The organism is Alteromonas sp. PRIM-21 (assembly GCF_027563165.1).
Classification (GTDB): domain Bacteria; phylum Pseudomonadota; class Gammaproteobacteria; order Enterobacterales; family Alteromonadaceae; genus Alteromonas; species Alteromonas macleodii_A.
On sequence record NZ_JADOEK010000003.1, the window covers coordinates 179083 to 205079 of the forward strand.

The 25997-nt window shown below is 43.8% G+C and carries 19 protein-coding genes; 3 read left to right on the plus strand and 16 right to left on the minus strand.

Features of this window, described 5'->3' with window-relative positions:
- Positions 1-11 precede the first annotated feature (11 nt).
- From IW644_RS07425 to IW644_RS07490, 14 genes are all read right to left on the minus strand, one after another.
- Positions 12-1346: a sodium-dependent transporter gene (locus IW644_RS07425; protein WP_269917078.1), complete on the minus strand. Its 1335-nt coding sequence runs from the start codon at positions 1344-1346 to the stop codon at positions 12-14.
- Positions 1347-1432: 86 nt separating this feature from the next.
- A complete protein-coding gene (prc, locus tag IW644_RS07430; protein WP_269917079.1) occupies positions 1433-3475 on the minus strand; it encodes a carboxy terminal-processing peptidase in 2043 nt (680 codons plus the stop codon).
- A 3-nt stretch (positions 3476-3478) separates the two neighbouring features.
- Positions 3479-4147: an RNA chaperone ProQ gene (proQ, locus tag IW644_RS07435; protein WP_269917080.1), complete on the minus strand. Its 669-nt coding sequence runs from the start codon at positions 4145-4147 to the stop codon at positions 3479-3481.
- Between the two features lie 16 nt (positions 4148-4163).
- Positions 4164-4454: a hypothetical protein gene (locus IW644_RS07440; RefSeq protein ID WP_118494789.1), complete on the minus strand. Its 291-nt coding sequence runs from the start codon at positions 4452-4454 to the stop codon at positions 4164-4166.
- A 2-nt stretch (positions 4455-4456) separates the two neighbouring features.
- The gene (locus IW644_RS07445) at positions 4457-4912 is read right to left on the minus strand and encodes a GAF domain-containing protein (protein ID WP_269917081.1); all 456 of its coding nucleotides are present in this window, start codon (positions 4910-4912) and stop codon (positions 4457-4459) included.
- A gap of 12 nt (positions 4913-4924) precedes the next feature.
- Positions 4925-5638: an SIMPL domain-containing protein gene (locus IW644_RS07450; protein ID WP_269917082.1), complete on the minus strand. Its 714-nt coding sequence runs from the start codon at positions 5636-5638 to the stop codon at positions 4925-4927.
- Between the two features lie 314 nt (positions 5639-5952).
- Complete coding sequence (locus IW644_RS07455) at positions 5953-7074, minus strand: pyridoxal-phosphate-dependent aminotransferase family protein (RefSeq protein WP_269917083.1); 1122 nt, start codon at positions 7072-7074, stop codon at positions 5953-5955.
- Positions 7075-7587: 513 nt separating this feature from the next.
- Positions 7588-8112 carry a gamma carbonic anhydrase family protein gene (locus tag IW644_RS07460; protein ID WP_269917084.1) on the minus strand — a complete coding sequence of 175 codons (525 nt, stop codon included), beginning with the start codon at positions 8110-8112 and terminating at the stop codon, positions 7588-7590.
- An 11-nt stretch (positions 8113-8123) separates the two neighbouring features.
- Entirely contained in the window at positions 8124-8984 is an 861-nt protein-coding gene (tesB, locus tag IW644_RS07465; protein ID WP_179983459.1) for an acyl-CoA thioesterase II, read from the minus strand.
- Positions 8971-10854 (minus strand): protein kinase domain-containing protein, encoded by a 1884-nt coding sequence (locus tag IW644_RS07470; protein ID WP_269917085.1) that lies wholly within the window; start codon positions 10852-10854, stop codon positions 8971-8973. Before IW644_RS07470 ends, tesB begins: the two co-directional genes overlap by 14 nt.
- Before the next feature lie 109 nt (positions 10855-10963).
- Entirely contained in the window at positions 10964-11881 is a 918-nt protein-coding gene (locus tag IW644_RS07475; RefSeq protein WP_269917086.1) for a 23S rRNA (adenine(2030)-N(6))-methyltransferase RlmJ, read from the minus strand.
- A gap of 144 nt (positions 11882-12025) precedes the next feature.
- Complete coding sequence (locus IW644_RS07480; protein WP_269917146.1) at positions 12026-13732, minus strand: dihydrolipoyllysine-residue acetyltransferase; 1707 nt, start codon at positions 13730-13732, stop codon at positions 12026-12028.
- 16 nt (positions 13733-13748) lie between these two features.
- Entirely contained in the window at positions 13749-14726 is a 978-nt protein-coding gene (locus IW644_RS07485; RefSeq protein WP_061095031.1) for an alpha-ketoacid dehydrogenase subunit beta, read from the minus strand.
- Complete coding sequence (locus IW644_RS07490) at positions 14726-15913, minus strand: thiamine pyrophosphate-dependent dehydrogenase E1 component subunit alpha (protein ID WP_269917087.1); 1188 nt, start codon at positions 15911-15913, stop codon at positions 14726-14728. Before IW644_RS07490 ends, IW644_RS07485 begins: the two co-directional genes overlap by 1 nt.
- A 515-nt stretch (positions 15914-16428) precedes the next feature.
- On the opposite strand from IW644_RS07490, the gene IW644_RS07495 reads away from it, so the two are divergent.
- A complete protein-coding gene (locus tag IW644_RS07495) occupies positions 16429-20397 on the plus strand; it encodes a S8 family serine peptidase (protein ID WP_269917088.1) in 3969 nt (1322 codons plus the stop codon).
- Positions 20398-20439: 42 nt separating this feature from the next.
- On the opposite strand, the gene rmuC is transcribed toward IW644_RS07495, so the two are convergent.
- Positions 20440-21729: a DNA recombination protein RmuC gene (gene rmuC, locus IW644_RS07500; protein ID WP_269917089.1), complete on the minus strand. Its 1290-nt coding sequence runs from the start codon at positions 21727-21729 to the stop codon at positions 20440-20442.
- A 283-nt stretch (positions 21730-22012) separates the two neighbouring features.
- Positions 22013-23542, minus strand: coding sequence for a fumarate hydratase (locus IW644_RS07505; RefSeq protein WP_118494812.1), 1530 nt, complete (start codon positions 23540-23542; stop codon positions 22013-22015).
- A 267-nt stretch (positions 23543-23809) separates the two neighbouring features.
- Here IW644_RS07505 and pabB point away from each other — a divergent pair, with 267 nt between their 5' ends.
- Together pabB and IW644_RS07515 are read left to right on the plus strand one after the other, a co-directional pair.
- Positions 23810-25246 carry an aminodeoxychorismate synthase component I gene (gene pabB / locus IW644_RS07510; RefSeq protein WP_269917090.1) on the plus strand — a complete coding sequence of 479 codons (1437 nt, stop codon included), beginning with the start codon at positions 23810-23812 and terminating at the stop codon, positions 25244-25246.
- Positions 25247-25349: 103 nt separating this feature from the next.
- Complete coding sequence (locus IW644_RS07515) at positions 25350-25922, plus strand: CoA pyrophosphatase (RefSeq protein ID WP_269917091.1); 573 nt, start codon at positions 25350-25352, stop codon at positions 25920-25922.
- The last annotated feature ends 75 nt before the right edge of the window (positions 25923-25997 follow it).

Sequence of the window (25997 nt, forward strand, 5' to 3'; positions counted from 1 at the left end):
CTTTTAGTGCTTTAGAACACTGAGCGATAGAACATTAGCGCGATGATAACCGGGCATACAAAGCGCACGTACCAAGGCCAAATTTTCCAGAATATACTGTGCTCAGCATACTGATCACCTTGCTTGAGTTCTTCCAGTATTGCGTCTCTACGCCATACCCAACCGGCAAAAATACATAACGCTAGCCCAAGGAGTGGCTGGCTGTACTCTGTGGTTAGTGCGATTACAAGGCCAAACAAGGTTTCGAAATTTAAAATAATGACGCAGCTTAACAAAAAGATAATCGAAGCCATTAGCACAACTGCTTTTTTACGCTGTAGACCTTTGCTTTCCACCATAAAGGCAACCGGCACTTCCAACATCGATATAGAAGAGGTTACCGCTGCGATAGCCATTAATGCGAAGAAAGTAAAAGCAACAAAAAGCCCTACAGTACCTATGGTGTCGAAAAGCGCGGGCAGTACTTTAAAAATTAGTGTATCGCCTTGAATTAACGCGCCTTCTGGCGTAAAGATTTCGACGCCGTTATTTAGCGCAACGTACATAGCTGGAATAATAAGCATACCAGCAATAACGGCTACCCCAATGTCGACTAAAGCAACAGAAGCACCAATGGACGGTAAGTTTTCATTTTTGCTGAGGTATGAACCGTAGACCAGCATGGTACCTACACCTAATGACATTGAGAAAAACGCTTGCCCCATTGCATTGATTAGTAGTTCTGGGTCGAGCACACGGGAGAAGTCAGGCACTAGATAAGCTGACCAACCTTCGACTGCACCGGGCTGAAGGCTTACATAAACAATAAGCGCGAGGATTAATACAACTAAAGTTGGCATAAGTCGTACTGACCACTTCTCAATACCTGACTTGACACCGCCAACAACGATAAATGCGGTTAACCCCATGAATAAAAAGCAAAAAATAACGTTACGCGTAACCGATGAAGTAAGCAACCAGTCGCTTACATCGCTTAATCCGACTAAACTAACAGCAGCATCGGCGAAATAAACTAGCATCCATCCACCAACAATTGCGTAGAAGGCAAGAATGAGGGAAACGGTAACACAGCCCCATATTCCGGTTAGTCTTCCGGCGAAATTACCTGATATTTTACCCAACGCGTCAACCATATTTGAACGGGAGCTGCGTCCAATAATAAGTTCAGCCATGAGAACTGGGTAAGCAAGAACGAATGCAAGGAGTAAGTATACAAGAACAAACGCAGCCCCTCCGTTACTCGCTACTTTTGTGGGGAAACCCCAAATATTGCCGAGTCCAACTGCTGAGCCTGCCGCTGCTAGCACGAACCCTATTCGAGAGGAAAATTCGCCTCTGATAGCCATGTTATTTCCCTTTATTATTGTTTTATTAGTTTATTTATAGACACAAAAAAAGGGCTGGCCCTAGACCAGCCCTTTTCTCTAATCACTTAGTTTCTTGTGATAGCGTAACGGCCTGTTTCAATCATATCGAACGTGATGTTGGCTGCTTCATCCAAGAATGGATCTAATTCTTCCATATCTTCCGGTAAGTCGTCCAATGATGTGACAGTTTCCATTCCCATTCGCTGTAAACGTTCGTTAGCACGTGCGAGTGACTTCTCTTCCGCCTCTTTCTTGTCTGCTTCACGCACAGACTTCACCAGTGAGATAAAGTTCTTATCTTTGTTTTCTTTGTATTCTTCAATATCCTCATAAATATAAGAAAACTCTGGATTTTGCAGAATACGTTTGTTGTGTTTGGCTGTTAATACGTCCAGAGCGGCAGTGCCGTCAGCAAACGTCGTATAGTTAGCACGATTTATACTATCCCATGGCAGTGCGTTTTCAGCCTGCGCTTCGCCCCACTCTGATGGCTCTACAGCAGATGGATAAAGGATGTCAGGAATAACGCCCTTATGCTGAGTGCTTCCGCCGTCAATACGATAGAACTTAGCGATAGTGAATTGAACACTGCCAAGTGGATTATCGTAGAGGTCATAAATTTTGCCTAAGCCGCGGTGTTGTTGAACTGTACCTTTACCAAAAGTTTGTTCGCCAACAATAAGTGCGCGGTTATAGTCTTGCATGGCCGCTGCAAAAATTTCTGATGCAGAAGCGCTATAGCGATCAACTAATACCGTCAGTGGACCATCGTAGGCGACCTCACCGTCAGTATCTCGATTCACGCTTACTTTGCTTTGACCATAGCGAATTTGAACTACTGGGCCTTTTTCTATAAATAAGCCGGTTAACAATGTGGCCTCGGTAAGTGAGCCACCTCCGTTGCCGCGTAAATCAACAATCATGCCCTTTACGTTTTGTGCTTTCAAGCTCTCTATTTCTTTTGCAACATCCATACTTAGATTGTTGTAAAAGCTAGGAATGGTGATTACACCTAAGGGTTCGCCTGCGTGGGGGCCTGTTTCAGGTACATATACTTCAGACTTAGCGGCGCGATCTTCAAGTTTAATTTTATCACGAGTAAGACTAACCACCGAGGTAGTTTTAGACTCAGAGGCGCCTTTTTCAACTTGTAATCGGACAGTGCTTCCTTTCGGGCCTTTGATAAGCTCAACGACCTCGTCTAGTCGCCATCCAATTACGTCTACAAATTCTTCATCATCTTGCGCTACGCCAACAATCTTATCTTCAGGCTTTATTGCCCCCGATTCGTCTGCTGGACCGCCTGGCACTACACTTTTTATAACTGTGTAATCATCTTCGCTTTGCAATACCGCACCGATACCTTCAAACGACAAGTTCATGTCCATTTGGAAACGTTCAGCATTTCGCGGAGATAAATAACTCGTGTGGGCTTCTATGGTGCGTGCAAAGGCATTCATTGCAGTTTGGAACACGTCTTCGCTTTTTGCTTGCTTTGTACGTTTAATTGCTCGCGTGTAACGTTTGGTAAGCAGCTCTTTCGCTTCATCCCAAGTTTTGTCTGCAAGTATCAAATTCAACGCATCATACTTAACCCGTTGACGCCAGATCTCATCAAGCTCAGCTTTACTTGCAGGCCAATCTGCATCTTCTCTATCGTAAAAGAATTTATCGCCTTCTTTTTCGAAATCGAATGGCCCTTTTTCTAACAATGATAATGCAAACTCGTAACGTTCAATGCGACGCTTCGCACTTACGTTATACATATCGTAGGCAACTGAAAGGTTACCTTTACTCAGCGCATCATCGAACAAGGTGCGGTATTTTTCAAAACCTACCACGTCAGACAATAACAATACTTGCTTGTTGTGATCTAAACTATCGATAAAGCGCTGATAAACTCGAGCAGAGAGCGCGTCATCCAACGATATTTCCTTGTAATGCGCCCTTGTAAAAAGTGCGCTTACTCGCTTTGCCGCAACACTGTGTTGAGATTCCTGCTGTAAAATAGGAAGCTCGTCTACCTCTGGTGTTGACGTAACGGCACCAGCTCCTACCCCTACGGTAAGAAAAGCACTGGCGATGGAAATTCGAAGGATGTCTCTCATATTTTACGACCTCTTGGAGCGTGCCAAACGTAAAGCGTCTGCGTTTACTTTAACCACCATGCCTGAGTCTAATTGAACGTGGATGCCATCTTTAGCAACTTCGGTAATTACTGCTGGCATAGGTGCTTTACCTAATTTAACGGTAACTTGCGTACCTTGCTGTAAATCGCTGTCGGTCAATTTCGCAGGTGGTGTATTGTTTGGTCTGTTATTTTTCGGTTTAGTTCCGCGCTTACTATCAGCATGGTCCGAATTTGCAGATTTTTCACCTTTTGGGCGATTAAATTGACGTTTGTCTTTACGCTTAGGCTGTTGTGCAAGCTTAGCTTTACGCTTTTCAGCGGCTTTTGCTTTGCTTTCCTCAAGCTGCTGTTGCGCGTGCTCAGCATGTTCTTTTTCAATCGCATCGCCTTCAACGCCGTCTAAATCTACACGGTTCGCACCTTCTTTGATGCTATAAAGATAGCGCCAACTATTGGTGTAATGACGTAATGTAGAGCGAAGAAGCGTCTTGCTAACGCGTTCCTCTTCTTCTAAACGAGTGGCAAGATCTTGAAAAATACCGATCTTAAGTGGGCGGGCCTCGCCTTCAATGCTAAAACATTTCGGAAAGGTCTCTGCAAGGAAAGCTATCACTTCCTTACTGTTAGTAAACTTCTCTGGTGATTCCATTAACTTTCTAAATTATTCAGGAGATTTCATCGTTACTTGCATCATCCCAAGTTGCCAGCGTGTGGTCAACCCAATCAAGCAATTCGTCGTCATCTATTTCTAATAAATGCTTATCTTGTTGCCAAGATTCCCATGCGTAGTGCAAAATTTGCTCTAAACGCTGTGTTTCAATATCTTCTTCTGCATTGTCATAAACCGCGTGAAGAATGAAGTTTAAACGTTCAGATGCCTCATCTGGGTCATCATGAAAGTCTTCCATATCTTCAAATGTGGATAAAACAACGTGTATATCGACACTGGATTTCATAATTATTTCTGAGAATCCATGAGAATTTGAGCAATTTCGACGAGCCCTTTTTCGTCTTCTTCGTTAAAGCGTTCAAAAACAGGGCTGTCGATATCAAGTACGCCGATAAGCTTATCATTGAGTACAAGTGGAACAACAATCTCAGAGTTAGACGCAGCATCACATGCAATGTGTCCTTCAAACTGATGAACATCTGCTATGCGCTGAACGGTTCTGGTACTTGCACTTGTACCGCAAACGCCTTTTCCTAAAGGAATGCGAATGCAAGCGGGCTGACCTTGAAATGGCCCAAGTACCAATTGCTCTTCCTTAAAAAGATAAAAACCTGCCCAATTTACCTCTTCGAGGTTATTGAAAAGCAGCGCACTGATGTTGGCCATATTGGCAATAAGATCATGCTCACCAGAAACCAAGCTCTTTGCTTGGGCAACTAACCGGCTGTACTGTTGTTCTTTCAAACGAATTTCCTGCTATTGAACAATATTAAAAGACACATTAACCCGCGCTTCTACACGCTCTTGCCCAGGTAAAGACATAGACATGTCTTTGGCAAAAGCTTCAGCACGCATTACTGGAATCGGCATATTGCCACCAGATTCTGAGATTGCAACTACTTCACCTACTTCCACCTCTAATTCTTTCGCCAACAGGTGGGCGCGTTGCTTTGCGTCTTTCACAGCAGCAATAAGTGCTTTTTGGTATGCATCGCCCTCACCAATGGTAATAAAGTTAAACTGTTGGATACGGTCAACACCACGTTTTAACACGCCATCTAGCACTTTATCGTAGGTTTCAAGATCAGTTGAGGTGACAGTGATATCACGAGACAGAGTGAAACCTTCTTGCTGTCGCCCCTGTGGTGTATTGGTATAACGAGGTTGCAAGCGCACTTGCATACTTTGAATATGCTTCTCATCTATGCCTTGATTAAGTAAAAACTTAACGATAGAACGCAAGTCTGCATCTAGTCGCGTGTTAAGTTTGCCTACAGTCGCCCCTTCTTCTTCAACAACCAGCTTCACTGAGTAAGCATTTGGTGTCACTTCTACAGCGCCTACGCCTTGCACATTTATTACTGCATCTTGCGCTGCCTGAGCAAACGTTGGGGCGGACAATGCGATTACTGCTGAGGCCCAAAACGCTCTGCTAAACGTAATTAGTTTTGTATGCGTAAATATTTTCATAATGATTCCTTTTCAGACGACATCTTTATTCACTGTGTTATTGAGAATAAATGTATATGGCTGAATAGTGTATGAATGTAATCGATGCAGAAAATATTAGCACTGAACTATAAGCTAAAGAGTTACAACTTCGTCGAGCAGCATTATTTATAAGGTAAGCCCCTTGTTAACAATAGAAAACAAAGGGTATTAATGGGCTAACTTCACAAGATGAAGCTTAGAAAGCCAACACGTTCAATAACCTAGTTCGCTGAACATGTTGGCGTTTTATAGACATTAGGTAAGAGTATACACTTGGGTTTGGTTAACCCAGTTTATTTCAATACGCTTCGCAACGCTGCTAAACAGTGGTCTATGTTGCGTGGCTTACACGCATAACCCATTAGCCCGATACGCCATACTTTGCCTGCATGATCGCCCAGCCCAGCCCCTATTTCTAAATTGAAATCTTGAAGCAATTGCTTTCGAACGGCTGCATCATCTACGCCATCTGGTATTTTGACAACATTTAGTTGAGGTAAACGATAAGCGCTGTCTACGGTTAACTCTAAACCAAGGTCATTTAAACCTTGTGCAAGTTTTTCGTGACCTGAAGCATGTCGCTTCCACGCATTTTCTAACCCTTCTTCTTTCAATATTAGAAGCGATTCGTACATCGCATACATGCTGTTAACGGGCGCGGTATGATGGTACGCACGTTTTGCGCCCTGTCCCCAGTAACCGACAATCAAATTCATGTCTAAGAACCAGCTTTGCACTTTTGTTTTTCTGTTTTGAATAACGTGAACTGCTTTATCGCTAAAAGAAACAGGTGAAATACCTGGCACGCAACTTAAGCATTTTTGTGAGCCTGAATAAATCGCATCAATTTCCCACCCATCGACGTCTAACTCAATGCCGCCTAACGAAGTAACCGCGTCGACGATACTTAAACAACCATATTTTTTAGCTAGTTCGCAGAGTGCTTTTGCTTCATTACGCACACCTGTAGATGTTTCTGCATGAACAAAGGCAAGAATTTTTATATCGGGGTTGGCTTTTAAGGCATCCTCAACAGCGTTAAGGTCGGTTTGCTCGCCCCACGTATTATTGATGGTAATAGCTTGACCACCGCATCGCTCAACATTTTCGACCATGCGGTTACCAAAAACGCCATTAATGCATACAAGTACTTTATCACCAGGCTCTACCAGATTAACAAAACACGCTTCCATACCCGCAGAGCCAGGGGCGGAAATGGGCATAGTTAGGGCATTTTCGGTTTTAAAAGCATATTGCAACAGCTGTTTCGTTTGATCCATTAACTCAATAAATAGAGGATCCAAATGACCTAAAGTAGGTCTGGCCATGGCATTTAGTATTCTTGGATTAACGTCGGATGGTCCTGGACCCATCAAGGTACGCTCAGGCGGTATAAAAGTAGAAAAAGATTGCATAATCCATCCTTATTTTTGTGAGAGCCAATTATTATAGTTAGTGTCTTGCCTTCTAAGCATGACCAATGCCGTCATACTACAAGTTTGGTAAAAAGGAACAACCGTCTGTTTTGAACATAAATAACATGAATGAACGCCATGCAATACATTCGATTTTATGTATGCGAAGGGTGTTCGATGTTATGAAGGTGGGAAAGGTATAACTGAGTGAATAAGTGCGTCAAATTGAGTAAAATTTTTTACCACATCCGACCAGCATTTAGTTCATTGATATATTTAAGGTTATTTCTATACTTAGGTTAGTAATCAGGGTGTAAGATAAAATTCATACAATTGTTGTTTATATTTTGAGCTAATTTAAACTATAATCATTGTCCGTTTAAAGTTTTTTATTTAAACTCTCCCTGTAAAAGTTAGCGCACGGCTCAGCAATGAGCCATTCCCCTAGGCCCGGAACGTTTGTTCTGGGCATTTTTTATGGGGAAAGAAAAAATTAAATGGCGAGTAGGATGATTACTCATCAATCTGTTGCAAAGATGTCATGTAAGTTTTTGCGTTGCTGACATAGTGTTCTGCTGAGGCCTTTAACTTTGGCTCTACGTTTTCATCAAAAGTCCTGATAACTTTGCCAGGCGCCCCTACAACTAAGCTGTAGTCTGGGATTTCCATATTTTCAGTGATTAATGCATTAGCGCCAATAATACAAAACTTTCCAATTTTCGCACCGTTTAGCACCACGGCGTTAATACCTATTAACGAATAATCGCCAATTTCGCAGCCGTGGAGCATAACTTTATGACCTACTGTCACTCCTTTGCCAAGGACCAAAGGAATTCCTGCATCGGTATGTAACACACTACCGTCTTGGATATTTGTATTCTCACCTACCGATATCTTGTCCATGTCGCCGCGGATTACCGCGTTAAACCAAACACTGGCACCCTCTTTAAGTTCAGTGTTTCCAATGACGTGAGCCCCGGGTGCAATAAAAGCGCTCTGGTGAACTTGCGGTGTTGTTGAACCTAACTTATAACGCATTCGCTTATTCCCTATTCGTCTACTTTTCTCATTAACCCTTCTTGCATGGTTGATGCAATAAGTTCGCCCTTTTGATTAAAAATCTGACCGCGAACTAAGCCCCTAGATCCACCGCTAAATGGGCTTTCCATCGCGTATAACATCCATTCATTCATGCTAATTGGGCGATGAAACCACATTGCATGATCAATGGTTGCGATGCGCAGTGACTTATCAGTTACAGCAACGCCATGCGGTTGTAATGATGTACTTAAAAAATGATAGTCTGACGCGTAAGCAAGTGCAGCTTGGTGTACGGCAAGTTGTGCATCCATGGTATCTCTTGCTTTTAACCAAATATAGCGGGTAGGTTCACGCTTAGCTGAGTGATATGAATTAGCTGCATCTACGGTGCGAATATCAACCGGTTTGTGGTAGCTCAACGCTTCCTGCATAGGGCGCGCTATTTTGTTGAAATTCGCCTCGTAAAACTCTATGTCAGATTGCACTTCTTCAGGTCCAGGAACATTAGGCATGGTCGGATTTTGATGCTCCATGCCTTCTTGTGGCACTTGGAAAGATGCTGTCATATAGAAAATATTTCTGCCGTCTTGTATCGCTTTGACGCGACGAGCTGAGAAACTTCTTCCGTCTCTTACTATTTCTACGTCGTATACAACCGGTTTTTTAGCATCGCCTGGTAATAGGAAGTAAGTATGAAATGAGTGGGCCACTCTGTCAGGCGATACGGTCTCATAGGCAGCAGCCAGAGCTTGCCCCAAAACTTGCCCGCCAAACAAAGCTCTAAAGCCTAAATCCCAGCTTTGACCTCGATAGATGCCAGCTTCCACTGTTTCAAGTTCAAATAGTGATGATAGTTTAATCTCGGACATGTTGTACGTTCTCTTCAATAACTGCTTTTGGGTTTCGCGGATAATATTTTTCAGGCAACTTTGCTTTATGCTCAAAAAAGCGCGTATCTTTATAGGGTAACTTCATAAACCCTGAAATGCCTAGCCCTTTTATGTTAGGGATTTGTTGCACTAGTTGCGCCAATAAAGCTTTAAAGCGCTTCTCTTGGCTATGGTCAAGCAACGTATAATAGTTGTGTATCTTCAGGTGTTTAGGCAATGCTTCAAATATAATGCATCCAGTGTGGTGTATCGAGTTTAACTGTACAATAGTTTCAATGATATCTTGCGGCAGTTTTAGTAATTCATCTGGGTCGTCGCCGTCTTCAAAATAAGAGTGAGTTCGACTCTCATCTTTTTGTGCAGAAACACGCGACAACTCATAAGGAATGGAAAGGTCACTACCAGGCAAAAAATCTTCATCTTCGCTGTCGCGTTCAATATGAAGCGTATTCTTCGCATTAAACATACAACATTTAAATACCGCTGGTTTGTGTATGGCTCTCGCTAAATTGATGACGTTATTTACCGCTAAATCAAAGGCAGTTTTGAGGGTTTCATCATACAAATTCAAGCTGGAATCTACATAAATACCCTCTGGCTCCCAACGCACCGCCATACCACCTACTACTGGGTAGCGCCCTAATCGGCTAATCGCCGACACAAAGGCTTTCTCAGTATCACCCATACCTTGCAGGTAGTTTTTGTAATAGCGGTCAAATTGCGCATCGTCTATGTAGCGTAACTCTTCTACGTCTCTATCATCTAAAGAATCAGATAGCAGCGCCTGTTGGCGTAAATAAGACTTCCGCGAACTATAAACGACGGTTTCTATATCAGCATTAAGAGTATGGGTGAGCCAAGTGGGTATTAAGGGTGTGTATTGCGTCTGTTGGTCTTGGGTGAAAACCATGTTTTTTAAAACATGAAGGTGGTTAAACAAATAATCGCCACCCTGTCTTCTTTTAACAGGGTCATCACTCAACATATACTCCAGAATATTGGCAAGCATTTTGGGTAAACCAAGGGATGATGGCGTAATAACTTTACTGCCATAGCGACAAGATTGCCCAGATGCTAGTGCATATAGGGTGCTAGCTAAACCCTGCTCATCAAAACGCGGACTGGAAAGCGCCCCATTTAACTGTTCTTCGCCAATAAAGTAAACGTCGCCCAGCCGTGCGTTCGTCTGATGGAGTTCGCCGGACATCAAATCCATGACGTTGTTACCCACATATTGCCCAGCAATGTCGGTCTGAGCGAAGACCGAAGACCCCCAGTCTATTAAGCCTATGGATTCATTAGTAGCATCCCAGACCAGATTTGAGGGTTTAATATCGCCGTGGACAATAGGCTTAGTTTCGCCATTCTCGCTGTATTGGCGGAAACTCGACAAAAGCTCGCCCACTTGAACGGCTATTTTCACGATAATTCGAGGCGGCAAAGGGCCTGTTTTCAAGCTTACTTTTTCTAAATCTTCACCAGGCGCTCTGCCCATCACTAAAATTGATTGCTTACGAATCTGCTGATATTCAATAAAACGCGGCACAAACTCGTGGTTAACGTGAGAAAGCATAAAAGCTTCTTCTTCTAAGCGGTCTTGGACATGCTGCGGCAAGGTTATACGCGAGAACTTAAATACCCGTGATTCTCCACTTGGCGCATTCCCTGCAAATGCAAAACCAAATGCACCTTTTCCTAAAAGCTCAATATCGCTATACCCCAACCCTGCAAGTTGAGACATACAGAGATTTACCCAGTCTTTCAATTTTTTTGCATCCGCATGGGATAGCAAGTAAATCGACTGTTCGTCTGGTATGTAGAAGTGTTTTAAGCCTTTAAGCTGAGACATTTCATTGTTTCACGGTTATGGAATTATTCTTATGCCTTTTATGCGGTAACATGGTGATAAACAAAGCGCCTACCGTAGTTAGCCCCTGATTGACCGTCAATACGGTTAATTAGGTATCATTATTTACCCAAGTAACATGCGCGGTGGCGTGAAAACCTGTTTCATTTTCACCTAGCATGTCAACAACGCTTGTTAATGCACTGTCTAGGTTCGTATCTAGCTGCCATGGGGGATTTAGTACAAAGACACCAGAACCATACATGCCTGCGTCAGACGTATTTTCGGCAACACATATCTCAGCTTTAAAGCAGGGCCTGCCAAGCTCTGCGAGTTTATGGTACATTGTTTCACTTGCACCGCTTTTAGCTCCCGCCCTTTCTGATAGCAGTGGGTACCACACGACAATTTGCGCCTGCTGCCAACGTTTCAACACCTGTTCAACGCCTTTAACAAGGTCGCTATACTCATTCACTCTCTCGTATGGAGGGTCAATTAAAATAGCACCGCGATTAGGCTTTGGCGGCGTGAGTGCTCGAAGCCCTTCGTAGCCATCTCGTTTGTGCGTGTGGCTATGTCCGGTACGAAGTCGTGACACGTTTTTCTCTAATTTTTGAAACTCGCCAGGATGAAGCTCCATCAAATGTAAAGTATCAATGCTGCGTTTAGCCTTAGCGCTTATTGCAGGCGAGCCTGGATATTGCTGTTGCGCTAAGAAAGGTTCACATAATGACAGGTAGTCATTGAGTAAGCTTGGCAAATTTTCCGTGCTTTTGTTTTTTGGAGCCAGGTTTTCTGGTGTTGCAGTTCCATCACCTTGCCCGAAAAGACGGGAAATACCTGATTCGTACTCTTTGTTCTTTGACGATAGGTCGTCGGTCAAATCGTATGTGCCAGCACCGGCATGCGTGTCAAAAAGCGTAAAGGGCTTGTCTTTCTTTTTTAAGGCGTTGATAACACCAATCCAACAAAGATGTTTGATGACGTCGGCGTGATTGCCAGCATGAAAGGCGTGTTGATAACTAAGCACAAAACCTCAGTAAAATTTTTGTTTGTTTATAGGGGGCTATAATAACGCCATCCCGCGAAGAGGTACACAAAACAAAGAAGGCCAATACGTGGATATTGGCCTCTCTAATATTTCGCTACAGCACATCAGAATGCACGAAGTAGATCATTTAAGGTGCATTAGCATTTTTTCTGGCTGGGTAAGATAACTCATCCATAAATTATTGAAGCGCACCATAGTTGCACCATCAATAATTCGGTGATCGCCCGACCAATTAACTGCCATGATATGTTGTGCGCTAACATTACCCTCATCGTCAAAGCGAGGAAGCTTTTGTGTTTTACCTAACGCCACAATAGCGGCTTCCGGCTTGTTAATTACCGGCGTAGCAGTGATACCGCCGATAGCACCAATGTTTGAGATACTGATAGTACCGCCTTTTAAATGCTCGCCGGCTACGCGCCCTGCCCTTGCTTGCTCGATAATATCTTGCATTTGAACGGCAATATCCAGTAGTGAAAGATCTTGTACCCTCTTAATGTTAGGCACTAGAAGCCCAATTTTGGAATCTACCGCAAAGCCAATATTGTGATCAGAATAGTAGCTAATCTCAGTAGCATCGTCATTGAGTTGACTGTTAATTACAGGGAACTCGGTAAGTGCCAACGACATTGCTTTAACGAAAAACGGCATAAAGCTTAGTTTAACATTGTTCGCCTCAAACTCAGGCTTAAGCAAGTTACGTAAAGACATTAGGTTGTCCATCACCAACTCGTCGCTTACAGTAAAATGAGGAATTGTGTAGACTGATGCAGACATCTGCTTGGCCATGGCGGCCTGTATACCGCGCACTTTTTCAGTCTTAACGGTGCCTTTAACCACAGTGTTTACGCTATTTTTACCGCCTTTTTGTGTGGTGGGATTGTCTGTCGAAGCATCTGACGTATCTTGTGCAGATGCACCAACATTTGATTGTTGTAAATTCATTACGTCAGACTTAAGAATACGCCCTTTCTTACCAGAGCCTTTGACCGAAGAAAGGTCGATATTCTTTTCTCTAGCAATGCGTCTTACCGCAGGGCTCGCAAGCACTTTACCTTCAATAGCAATAGGTGGCTCAAACTCACCGTCACTGAATTTCGATTGTGGGCTGTCATCTAAATTTTGTGGTACAGCATTTGATGAACTCGTGCTTGACAGTTTAGATGCGTCACCTGAATCGTCAGATGTGCTGTTTGACACTTCAGAATCGCCGATAACTTCTAGTGCGAACAAGGCACTATGCACTTTAGCGATGTCGCCTTGCCCGTAATATAGCCGATGCACGGTTCCCGCATTTTTGGCAGGAATTTCAACCACCGCTTTATCGGTCATCACTTCAACAACAGCTTGATCTTCTTCTATGTGGTCGCCCTCGGCCACATTCCATTTCACGATTTCACACTCAACAATGCCTTCACCAATATCTGGCAGTATAAAGTCTTCAATGTGCTTGCCGTTGGAATTACCTGAGGCTGATAAACTTCCTTGGGTTGCAGTAGTGTGCTCAGGCCCCTCAGCGCTATCGTTTTCTTCTCGACTCTGCGTATTTGCCTTAGTGATTGTGTCGCTATTTGCACTTGCATCGTTCGCATCATCAGGCGTCATTGAAAATAGTGGTTCATGAACCTTTGCAATATCGCCAACTGCATAATGCAACTTGTTAACGACCCCAGCATGCATAGCTGGAATTTGAACGGTGGCTTTGTCGGTCATTACTTCAGCTACGGGCTGGTCTTCTTCAATTTGTTCGCCTTCAGAAACTAACCATTCAAGAAGCTCACATTCAACAATACCTTCACCAATGTCCGGTAAGATAAATTCAATTGTCATTTCATCGTCTCCCGGCTTAGTAGTGAAGCGTACGCTTGATAGCTTCGTACGTTTTGGTTTCATCTGGCATGTATTCTTTTTCATGAGCCAATGGATACGGCGTATCTAAACCACAAACCCTGGCAATCGGCGCCTCAAGATATAAAAAACAGCGCTCTTGAATACTTGCTGCTATTTCACTTGCAAAACCACCGGTTAATGGAGCTTCATGGTTGATAAGTAGGCGACCTGTTTTCATGACAGATTGCATCACTGTTTCCACATCCCACGGAAGTATGCTTCGCAAGTCAATAATTTCACACGACACACCATCTTCAAGGGCCATTTCTGCAGCTTTTTGCAAGATTTCTATCTGTGCACCCCAACCTAGCAGCGTAATATCACTACCTTCCTGCACAATATCCGCTTTACCTAGCGGTAGCTCGTAATCTTCTTCTGGTACTTCTGATACGGAAGCACGGTAAAGTCGCTTAGGCTCCATAAACAATACGGGGTTTTTATCGCGAATTGACGCAAGCAATAAACCTTTTGCTTGGTACGGATCACGAGGGATAACAATCTTAAGACCTGGGCAATGTGCAAAGAACGCTTCAGGTGACTGGCTATGGTAATGTCCGCCTGCGATCCCACCGCCGTATGGAGTGCGAATAGTTAATGTACCTACATCAAACTGTCCACCTGAGCGATAACGCCACTTCGCTGTTTCGTTCACTATTTGATCAAAAGCTGGAAAGATGTAATCACCGAACTGGATTTCTGCAACAGGAACCGAGCCTTGCGAGGCTAAACCATTGGCAAAGCCAATAATGCCTTGCTCAGTGAGTGGCGTGTTGAAGCAACGAGCTTTACCAAATTTTTCTTGAAGATGGCTCGTTGCTCGAAATACCCCCCCGAAGTGACCCACGTCTTCACCAAAGACCATTACTTTCTCATCTTCGGTCATGGCTGTGATGAGTGCATTATTAATTGCTTGTAGTAAGTTCATCTTAGCCATTATTTCACTCTCCCTGCGGTTTTAGGGTACATCTTTGGGTATTTCTTGATATGGGCTTTTAGTTCGTTAAGCTGTTCTTTTAAGTGCCACGGCGCTGTGTCGTAAACGTCTTCTACTATATCGTCGATAGCACATACGTCTGTTTTCTCACAACTCTTCATTGCTGCTAATACATCTTGTCTTGCTTTATCAACACGTTTTTGATTTTCAGCTGCATCAAACCACCCTTTGCTTTCTAGCCATTTTTCCATACGGACGATAGGGTCTTTTGCACGCCATTTGTCTTCTTCTTCACGAGAGCGATAGCCTGTTGGGTCGTCTGACGTTGAGTGAGCAGCCAAGCGGTACGTCATGGCTTCAATGAGCACAGGACACTTTTCTTCAATGGCGATTCTGCGGGCTTCTTTAGTAGCAGCATAAATTGCTAACACATCATTACCGTCAACGCGGATAGTTTTGATACCGTAACCTAAGCCGCGAGAAGCAATACCATCTCCGGCAAATTGCTCCTCTGCGGGCGTTGATATGGCGTAACCATTGTTACGGCAAAAGAAAATTACTGGGCAATTCAGTACAGCCGCCATATTTAAGCCAGCATGGAAATCGCCCTCTGAAGCTGCACCTTCACCAAAGTAGCAAATGGTTACCACGTCTTTACCCGACATTTTTTGTCCGTAAGCGTAACCTGAAGCTTGAGGGATTTGTGTGCCTAAAGGCGACGATATGGTCATGAAGTTAAGGGGCTTATCACCGTAATGGATAGGCATTTGACGACCTTTGTTCGGGTCGTCCTTGTTGCTAAACATTTGGTTCATGAATTGCTCGGTCGTATAACCACGGTAGGCCAGCGCGCCCTGTTCACGATATTGGGACATAATCATGTCATCATCTGATAACGCAGCCGCACTTGCTACTGATGCGGCTTCTTCACCTGTACTAGCAAGATAAAAACTTATACGCCCCTGACGTTGTGCTCCTACCATGCGTTCGTCCAACACGCGGATATAATGCATGGTGTTAAAAATTTTTAATGCTTCATGCTGGTCCAGATCAGGCTCTACCGCTTTTTCGATAACCTCGCCTTCTGATGACAAGATTTGAAGCATTGGGATATCAACAACCCCTTTTGTAATGATTTCGACCTTATTTGTTGTTTTTACTTCGGCCAAATGATTTCTGTCTTTCACGTTTGTTCCCCTTGAATATGAGGGTTAATAGCGACTTTTATAGTTTGGGATATGCTAGATGAGGAACTGCAGGAGCGTCTTACTTATTCAAAGGTAAAAATTCAGATGGATGAAATCACTATACTCAATTAGTCTAAATTAAAAGGATAATTGTCCTAATAAAGTAAAGCTCATGTAAAATTTATGGAAACAGCGTAGGATAAACCTCATAATAAAATTGTATGATTGAGCTAAATACGACGTTCTTTCGTGGTTGTTTATGTAATTTTATTTCAATTTCATTAGAGGAACTATCACTACAGCGGTTAATTATTCTAGTTTTATTTCAAATTTAACTCACATCCAAATGTAACAAAATATGTAATTTGTGTATTTCTGAAATACACATTACATAACCCCCGAAATTGTGCTAACAATAAATGTGTCATGACGGCAAATAGCTATTAAAAAGGGCAATAAGCCTTTAAGCAAATAAAGACCGTCAGGCCCAGGGAACTATTCACACGAGAATAATTATGAAAAAAACAATTATCAGTACGGTAGTTGCAACTGCACTAGCAGGTTCTGCTTTTGGCGCGTTTGCTCTATCAAATCAAATCTCCGGCCACAGCGTTGAACAACAAAACGCAATTGAGGCTTCTTTCGATAAAAAGAATATTCTTGCAAATGCTATCCAAACAAGTAGTGATAGTGTTCGCGTTATCGTTCAGTTAAACGATGTACCTATGGCGCAATTTAGCGCTGTGAACCCGAGTGTAAGCAGCATGTCTGCGCATAAAGGGCAAAAGGTTAACTTTGAGTCAAACGCAGCGAAGGAATATAAATCGTTCCTTGAAACTCAACAGCAATCTGTTATCCAATCAATCAAAGCGTTTGATAAATCATTTAAAGCTGACTTGTCCTACACAGCAGCTTTTAACGGCTTTGCTGGTATTGTATCAAAAAGCGCGCTTGATAAGCTTTCGAGCCTATCTACCGTCAAGGCGGTATACCCAGACGTTATTCACCACGCACAAATGGATGCAAGCTTAGACTTAATCGGTGCGGTTGAAACTTGGGAACAGTTCGGCGGTAAAGAAAGTGCCGGTGCGGGTGTCAAAGTAGCTATCATCGATAGTGGTATCCGTCCAGAAAACCCACTATTCAGTGGTGAAAACTTTACTGCACCAGATTCTCTTCCTACAGATGATTACTGTTCAGAAGTTCCTGATTTTTGTAACGACAAGCTAATTGTGGCACGTGCGGCAGACATCGTAGAGGGCTTCTCAGTTGTTGAAGAAGAATATGAAAGCCCGCTAGGCTTTAACGGTCACGGCACTCACGTTGCTGGTACCGCGGTAGGTAACTACGGCGTAATGGCTGAGCGCGACGGTGCTGAAGCAGAGATTTCTGGTGTTGCACCAGCTGCGTATCTTATGGTGTACAAAGGTTTGTACGCTACTCCAGCAAACCCTGCATCTTCAAGCGGTGCATCTTCAATGTTACTGTCAATGCTTGAAGCTGCACTGACAGACGGCGCTGATGTTGTTAATAACTCTTGGGGCGGCGGCGCTGGCGGTAACCCTAATGGCTCTGTATACGAAGATGTACTTGAAGCCATGCACGATGCTGGCGTAGTAACCGTTTTTGCAGCAGGTAACGATGGTCCTGGTGAAGGGACAATTGGTTGCCCGGGTTGTTCTGAAGACGTTATCACTGTAGCAAACACAACTACGGGTCGTTTGTTTGCAAATGAAGTGACTATCGAAGGTGATACCACGATTGGTTCAATCCCAGCACTTTATTCAGTGGGCAACCCTGCTATCGTGTTCGACAGCCCAATTACTGCACCGGTTGTTTATGCTGGTGAAGTTGATGCGGAAAATGTGGAAGGTTGTGATGCATTCGACGCTGGCGCGTTTGAGGGTGCGATTGCACTTATCAGCCGTGGCACTTGTGGTTTCGTAACAAAAATTGAAAACGCAGAAGCAGCAGGCGCCGAAGCCGTGCTCATCCACAACGTAGATGGTCGCGGAGAAGCGCCAATCTTAATGGGCGGCCTAAGCGAAGCGCAAACTATTCCTTCGTTAATGCTCCCTGCTACGCCAGGACAAGCGCTTGCAACTCTTGCAGTGGAAACAGACGAGTCGCTAAATGTGACCATTGGTAGTGAAATTGTTCGAGTGGTCTCAGATAGCCTTGCTGACATCATGAATGAAAGCAGCTCTCGCGGGCCAAACGGCGACCCTACGTTCCTTAAGCCAAATATTGCGGCACCTGGTACACGTATTTTCTCTGGTGAATCTCCAGATGCTCCAGGACATGAAGGCGAGAGCTTCTCATTTAAAGGTGGTACGTCTATGGCGTCACCACATGTAGCAGGCGCAGCGGCCCTACTTAAACAAATGCACCCAGACTGGACTGCACAGCAAATTAAGAGTGCTCTTGTAACGTCTTCTATCCGAGACGTACTTAAAGAAGATGCTGCTACACAAGCAGATAACTTTGATATGGGTGCAGGTCGGCTAGATCTACCTCGTGCTACAACCGTTGAGCTTACATACAGTGACTTAAGCTTGGTAGATGGTAGCTGCTACTTGAACTGTGAAATGTCTATCACGGTTACTAATACTAGCGACGAAGAGGTGACTGTTGATGCAACAGCTATGTTCAACGACGCTGCTATTGTAGCAACGGTTACACCACAAATGGCTACATTGCCAGCAGGTGCCTCTGCTGAAATTATGGTTGCGGTAGACGTTACAACAGCTTCTACAGGCTCATGGTCTTTCGGTGGCATCAACTGGGCAGATACGGACGATACAACAACGGATTACTTTATTCCTGTTGCGGTTTACCCAATCAGCAGCGATGAACCATCTCTATTTGATAGTGATGTGAGCACTCAACTTGCCGCTGAAGGCGAGCTAGTTGTTACTGAAGCATTTGCTACCAACACTGATGTTACTGGTATGATCAGCATTTCTGGTGAGATTGACCATAAATACGACATAAACCCGTCAACTATTTCTGCGGTCAAAAACGGCAACCAAGAGCCGGTAAGCTTCGACGCTGATTCTGGCACGTTATACTGGGAAGGTGCACTGAATACTGCGTCATTCTCCATTACCGCAGATACTTCAATCGGCGACCTTCTTGAAGGGTTCGAGTTACCTCGTTACCTTCCAATGTCTGCGATTGGTATTACTCCGCTTGAGTGTTCGGGGTCGTGTGATGATGCGTCAATTGAAATTAGCCTACCTCGTACCATCACATATCTAGGTACTGAATACACGACCATGCAAATTTCTTCGAATGGTTTTGTATCGCTAGGCACAAGTTCAGGTAACATTACTACTCCGTTTGCAGAAGTACTTCCTGGTTTAAGTGAGCCGAATAACGTTGTAGCTCCATATTGGACTGACTTCGATTTAGCGGGTAGTGACGGTGGCGCCGGTACGGGTAACATTTACGCAGTAAGCCTAAACACAGGTCATTTTGTTGTTGAGTGGGAAAATGCCCAGATCTGGGGTGAAGATGGTACGAGCTTTAACTTCCAGCTTTGGTTTGAGTATGAAACAGGCAACGTCAACTTTGTTTACGGTCCAATGGACACACCAGTATATGCAACGGTTGTAGGTGCTGAAAACGCATCTGGTAGCGTTGGTACTACCTTCGCTGCACTTACGACAGATGGCCTTCAAGGCACGCTTCCTGTTGAAGGTGATGAATTCGTTTTAACAGCGAATGCTGGTGATGAAGTAGCGATCAGCTACGCAGGTACTGTCCTTCCTTCAGGCGAATACATGGATGATATGCTAACTGTTGATGAAGATGCGTCGGTAACGGCTAACATCCTTGCTAACGAGATGGATAGCACAATCATTAACACGTTTACTATGGAATCGCTTTCAGGTGATTTCCGTACCTTTACGCCAATTACTATCGATAAAGAGCCGCTTGACCCGTCAACTGTTACGGTTACTACTGAAGCAGCAAACGGTACAGTGACAGTTAACGATGATGGTACGGTAACCTACACGCCAAATACAGACTTCTTCGGTGAAGATTCATTTACCTACACAGTTCAAGTAGAAGGTACTACTAATGATGAAGGTGAAGTTGTAGAAGGAGATATCATTGGTGAAGGTACGGTAACTGTAGAAGTTGCTGGCGTTCAAGATGCACCAGTACTTTCAATTTCTGCACCATCGAGTGTTGATGAAGGCGAATCATTTACCGTAACTGCTTCAGCAACCGACGCAGACGGCGATGACGTTACCATCACTATTGATGGTGTAGAAACTACGTCGTTTACTGGTACTGCACCAAGCCACGAGCAATCAAATCGTGTAACGGTACAAGTAACAGCAACTGACGGTATCGATACAACTACAGAAACCGTGACTATCGCAGTTAACGATAAGTCTGGTGGTTCTATGGGCTGGATTGCATTACTTCTTGCTCCAGCGGTATACCTACGTAGACGCATGAAACGTTCATAACGTTTTCTTAAAATGTAAAAAAGGCCGCAATCGCGGCCTTTTTTAATCGTCTTTTGAAAGTTGCTGTAGGTGCTGTGACATCCGTTTAGTTGGCTGAACCCCAAGGTCACGGAACTTTTCAATTTGTCTGACGATATTCCCTCGCCCGCTAGTTAATTTATTCATCGCTTGTTCATAACTTGCGTGAGCCGTATCCATCGATTTTCCTACTTTTTCCATATCAGTAACAAAACCTACAAACTTGTCGTATAACTTAGCGGCCTGTTCAGCAATAAGCTGTGCATTTTGATTTTGGTACTCGTATTGCCAAATATTATTAATGGTTCTAAGCGCTACAAGTAAGTTTGTAGGGCTTACCAGCATAATATTGTGGTTAAGCGCCATGGTGACCAAGTCGGGCTCTTCTTCTACGGCGATCAAAAAAGCAGGTTCTATAGGGATGAAAAGTAAAACGTAGTCTAACGTCTTTAAACCTTTTAAATTCTGGTAGTCTTTTGCGCCAAGGCCTTTAATATGCCCTTTAATTGAAGCTACATGCTGATTTAAAAACTGCGCTTTTTCCGCTTCGTCATCACAATTGAAATAGCGCTCATAAGCCGCAAGGCTTACTTTTGAATCTATGATGACATCTTTATCGTTTGGTAAATGCACTACCACATCTGGTTGGAAACGCCTGCCTTGTTCAGATGTCGCAGACATTTGAGTTTCGAATTCGTGTCCTTCCCGTAAACCAGATTCCTTAAGTATGCGTTCAAGAACGACTTCACCCCAATTACCCTGCTTCTTGTTATCACCTTTTAGTGCATTGGTGAGTGCAGCTGCTTCTTCTGTAATTTTTTGATTTAAAGCTTTTAAGCCTAATATTTCCGTTTTAAGTGACGCTCGCTCTTGCCCTTCACGTATGTGCTGCTCTGAAATTTGGCGTTTAAAACCATCTAATTCATTCTTAAATGGTGCCAGCACAGCCTCAATGTTGTGTTTGGTTTGTTGGGTGTAGCGCTGTTGTTTCTCTTCAAAAATACGGTTTGCTAAATTCTCAAACTGGGTTTGCAACCGTTGTTCAGAGGCATTCATAGCCGCTAACTTGTCTTCGTGCGCCGTATGAAGCGCCTGAATTCTCGCCTGATGGGCCTCGTTTTGTGCCTGAAGTTTGGCGTTAGCCACCCTCTCGCTGTTCAACTCATTTTGCAACTTGTCACAATACTGTGAAGATTGAGAAAGCTTCGCCGAGTTATTTTGGCTGCGGATGAAAGAATAAAGTGCCAATAGACAAATACTAATAAAAGCAATTAAGAAAGCGACGGGTTCGCTTGAGATAAGGTTGGTAATCATAGTGCACATTCATACTGTTATTTTGTACAGCACTATAAACAAAATAATGAAAATATACCAATTTGTATAGGGTTAAAACAGGTGAATCAAGTGAGTGTTAGTTTCTCACCCGAGGCCATGTAATCTCAATTAAAAACAAAAAACGGGCGACTGCGCGCCCGTTTCATTTAATCGTTCGAAGCTTTTATACTTGTTTTGGTAAGCGAAATAATCTCACTTCGTGATGATTTTCGCGTTAGCCAAGTTATTTGTAAAAGCTTTGCAAAAGCCTCAGCGTAACTCACTATTTAGAAAGTGAAGCGTCAAGCTCTTCTATTTTAGCTTTCCAAATAGCAGGGCCATTCTTATGTGCATTTGCACCCGTGCTGTCTACAGCAACGGTTACCGGCATGTCTTCTACGTCAAACTCGTAGATTGCTTCCATACCTAAATCTTCAAATGCCACAACGCGCGAATTCTTAATCGCTTTCGATACCAGATAAGCTGCACCACCTACAGCCATAAGATACACAGCTTTGTGTTTTGCAATGGAGTCAACCGTTGCTGGGCCACGCTCAGCTTTACCAATCATGCCGATAAGGCCTGTTTGTTCAAGCATCATGTCTGTGAACTTATCCATACGCGTCGCTGTTGTAGGGCCAGCTGGACCCACTACTTCATCACCTACAGCGTCAACTGGACCTACGTAATAGATAAAGCGATTAGTTAGGTCAACGCCTTCTGGAAGGCCTTCACCATTTTCCATCATGGTTTGGATGCGTTTATGTGCGGCATCACGGCCAGTTAGCATTTTACCTGATAGTAATACCGTTTCGCCTACTTTCCACTCTTGAATGTCTTCTTTGGTCACTTCATCAAGGTTCACGCGGCGGGTGTTTTCACTCACTTCCCACGTAACTTCTGGCCAATCTTCAAGTTTAGGAGGCGTAAGCTCTGCTGGACCTGATCCATCTAGGTAAAAGTGTGCGTGACGTGTAGCTGCACAGTTAGGGATCATAGCCACTGGCTTAGATGCAGCATGAGTAGGCAGAGACTTAATTTTTACGTCAACAACAGTCGTCAAACCGCCTAAGCCCTGTGCGCCAATACCCAGTTTGTTAACTCGGTCAAAAATTTCTAAGCGAAGTTTTTCGTCAGTAGTTTGCGGGCCACGTTCAATAAGCTCTTGAATATCTACTGGGTCCATAAGGCTTTCTTTAGCAAGTACTGCAGCTTTTTCAGCAGTACCGCCAATGCCTATACCCAGCATGCCAGGAGGACACCAGCCCGCTCCCATTGTAGGCAAGGTTTTAACAACCCAATCAGCAATATCATCGCTTGGGTTTAGCATAACCATTTTAGATTTATTCTCTGAACCGCCACCTTTTGCTGCGATCATTACTTCAATCTTTTCACCCGCAACCATGTCGATGTGAACGACAGATGGCGTGTTATCTTTCGTGTTTTTACGCGCACCAGCTGGGTCAGCTACGATAGATGCACGAAGCGGGTTGTCAGGATTAAGATAAGCGCGGCGTGTACCTTCATCAACCATTTCTTGAACGGTCATGTCAGTTTTGTCCCATGTAACGCCCATGCCCACTTTGACGAAGCAGGTTACAATCCCGGTGTCTTGACACAATGGGCGCTTTCCTTCGGCCGACATACGCGAGTTAATAAGAATTTGTGCCATCGCATCTTTCGCGGCTTGGCTCTTCTCTTTGTTGTACGCCTCTTCAACGGCCTTTACGTAGTCGAGTGGGTGATAGTAAGAAATAAACTGCAGGGCATCTTCAATGCTGTCAATGAAGTCTTGTTGACGGATAACGGTCATGACATCCTCTTTTTATTTGGCTTTCGTGGTCTTAGCTAGCTAAAAAAGCGTATACTAGCGCATCTCAAGACATCGCACCATGCAAAACCATGTGCTTGGGGCTAATTCCAGATATTTTTACGCGCTATATTCGTTATACGCATTAGAAAGCGTTGAAATAGCGACAAGAAAAACGCTTGTTCGCAAGTGTCAGTTACAAATTGGCGGTCGTTCTTTTTTGCTTTTAAGCACTCGACGGCCTAGATGAAAAGAAGTACAGAAAAACCTATGCCACACGCAGATACTATCAATGTTCATGTCACCCGTTTTACTCAACAGGAGTTAGTCAACGACTTTGCGCTAGACGGCGATAACACTTCAGTTTTCAATAAATTATTTGAACAAGTATCTGCACAGCCTTACGCTATTTTATTCGACACTTCAGGCTCTTCTAAAAGCGATGGTAGGTTTAATATAATGGCCTTTTCACCTACCGCTGTTATAGAGGCGAAAGGTAAACAAACAGAACTAATCGATTTACACACCTCTTCACGCCAGCGTCTTGACATGCGGCCTTTTGAAGCGGTTCAATCGCATTTGCATGCCAGAGTCGAATCTATCGAAGTAAAGGCTACTTTCGACACTACCCATTTACCTTTCATTGTTGGTGTAGCAGGAATGGCTGGCTATGACACCGGTCGATTCTATGAAACATTACCCAGTATGGCTCAAAACGACTACAGTACACCTGACTTCACCGTTGGCTTGTATCTGTATTCACTTATTGAAGACACACAAACCGGATATATCTATTTTTGCAGCGCAGATAATCGTTCGTTGTCACAAGTATTTAAGTCGTTAAAGCAAGTACCAACATCTGAGGGTTTTAAGCTCACATCGCCCTTTGAGTCTAATCTGTCGAAAGACGCCTACGAAACATGTTTAGCTAAAATTAACGCTTATCTTCGCGCAGGCGACTGCTATCAAGTAAATATGGCACAGCGATTTAGTGCGGCGTTTGAAGGAAGCATGTGGCAGGCTTATTGCGAGTTACGTAATCAGAATCAAGCGCCCTTTTCTGCTTATTACAACCTTCCACAAGGCTGTATAGCGTCTATTTCCCCCGAACGTTTTTTACGTGTAAAAAACAAGGTTGTAGAAACTAAGCCCATTAAGGGCACTCGCCCTCGCTTTAATGATGTAGAAAAAGATAAAGCCAGTGCACAGAGTTTACTTAACGCCGAAAAGGACCGTGCAGAAAACCTTATGATTGTGGATTTGCTTCGCAACGATGTTTCTAAACACTGCAAGCCCCACACAGTAAAAGTACCCGCACTCTTTGCACTTGAAAGTTATGAAGCCGTGCACCACCTAGTTAGTACCGTAACAGGCGAATTAAACGACGCGTCGTCGCCTTTAGCGCTTTTAGCATCTGCCTTCCCAGGCGGTTCAATTACCGGTGCACCTAAGATACGCGCTATGGAAGTGATTGATGAACTAGAACCACATCGTCGCCATATATATTGTGGCAGCGTGTTTTATATGGGGTACCGAGAAGATATGGATTCAAGTATCTGTATACGCACGGTGTTAGCTGAGAATAATAGATTACATTGCTGGGCAGGCGGTGGTATCGTGCTAGATTCTGTACCAAGTGAAGAATATCAAGAAACACTTGATAAGGTATCAAAAATACTGCCCGTGCTAGCAATGATGAATCAGTAACAGAACAGTTTTATGCGCTCTAACGGCAAGCTAAATATCTGGCTTTTGACCAGCCCTGGTTTGTAACTTGCGTTGGATTGTGACTTATAAATAAATAGTATCTATGAAGAAAAGCGAATTTCTATCACAATTTCATCACTTAAGGCTGACTCACACTGAGCCTGACTTTCCTTTAAAGAAAACAGGACGGCCCGCGGCGGTGTTAATACCTTTGATAGACTATGGCAACTCGCTTCAACTTCTGCTAACAGAACGTGCACATCATCTAAAACATCACCCCGGCCAAATAAGCTTTCCGGGTGGAGCGGTGGATGAAACCGACAATTCTTTTTTTGCAGCTGCGCTTCGGGAAGCAGAAGAAGAAGTTGGCCTTCTGTCTACTCACGTAGATGTTATTGGCATGCTGCCAAAATATAGAACAATCAGTGGTTATGAAATAGCCCCTGTTGTGGGCTTTGTAAACCCAGACTTCACACCGGTAATCGATAAGAATGAAGTAGAGAGCGCTTTCGAAGTCCCGCTTGCTCATGTGTTAGATAGAAAGAACCACCTAGTCCATAATACTCACCGCAATAACAAAACTTTTCCTATATACTTTATTCCTTGGCAGCACCGTATGATTTGGGGCGCAACAGCAGCTATGCTGCGAAACCTGTCGCACCATATTCACCCCTGATAACGAAAGTTAGACGCCTTTGTCTAAAGCACTATAAATTAAACTTTACAGCCTATTAGCAAAACTAATCTCTCT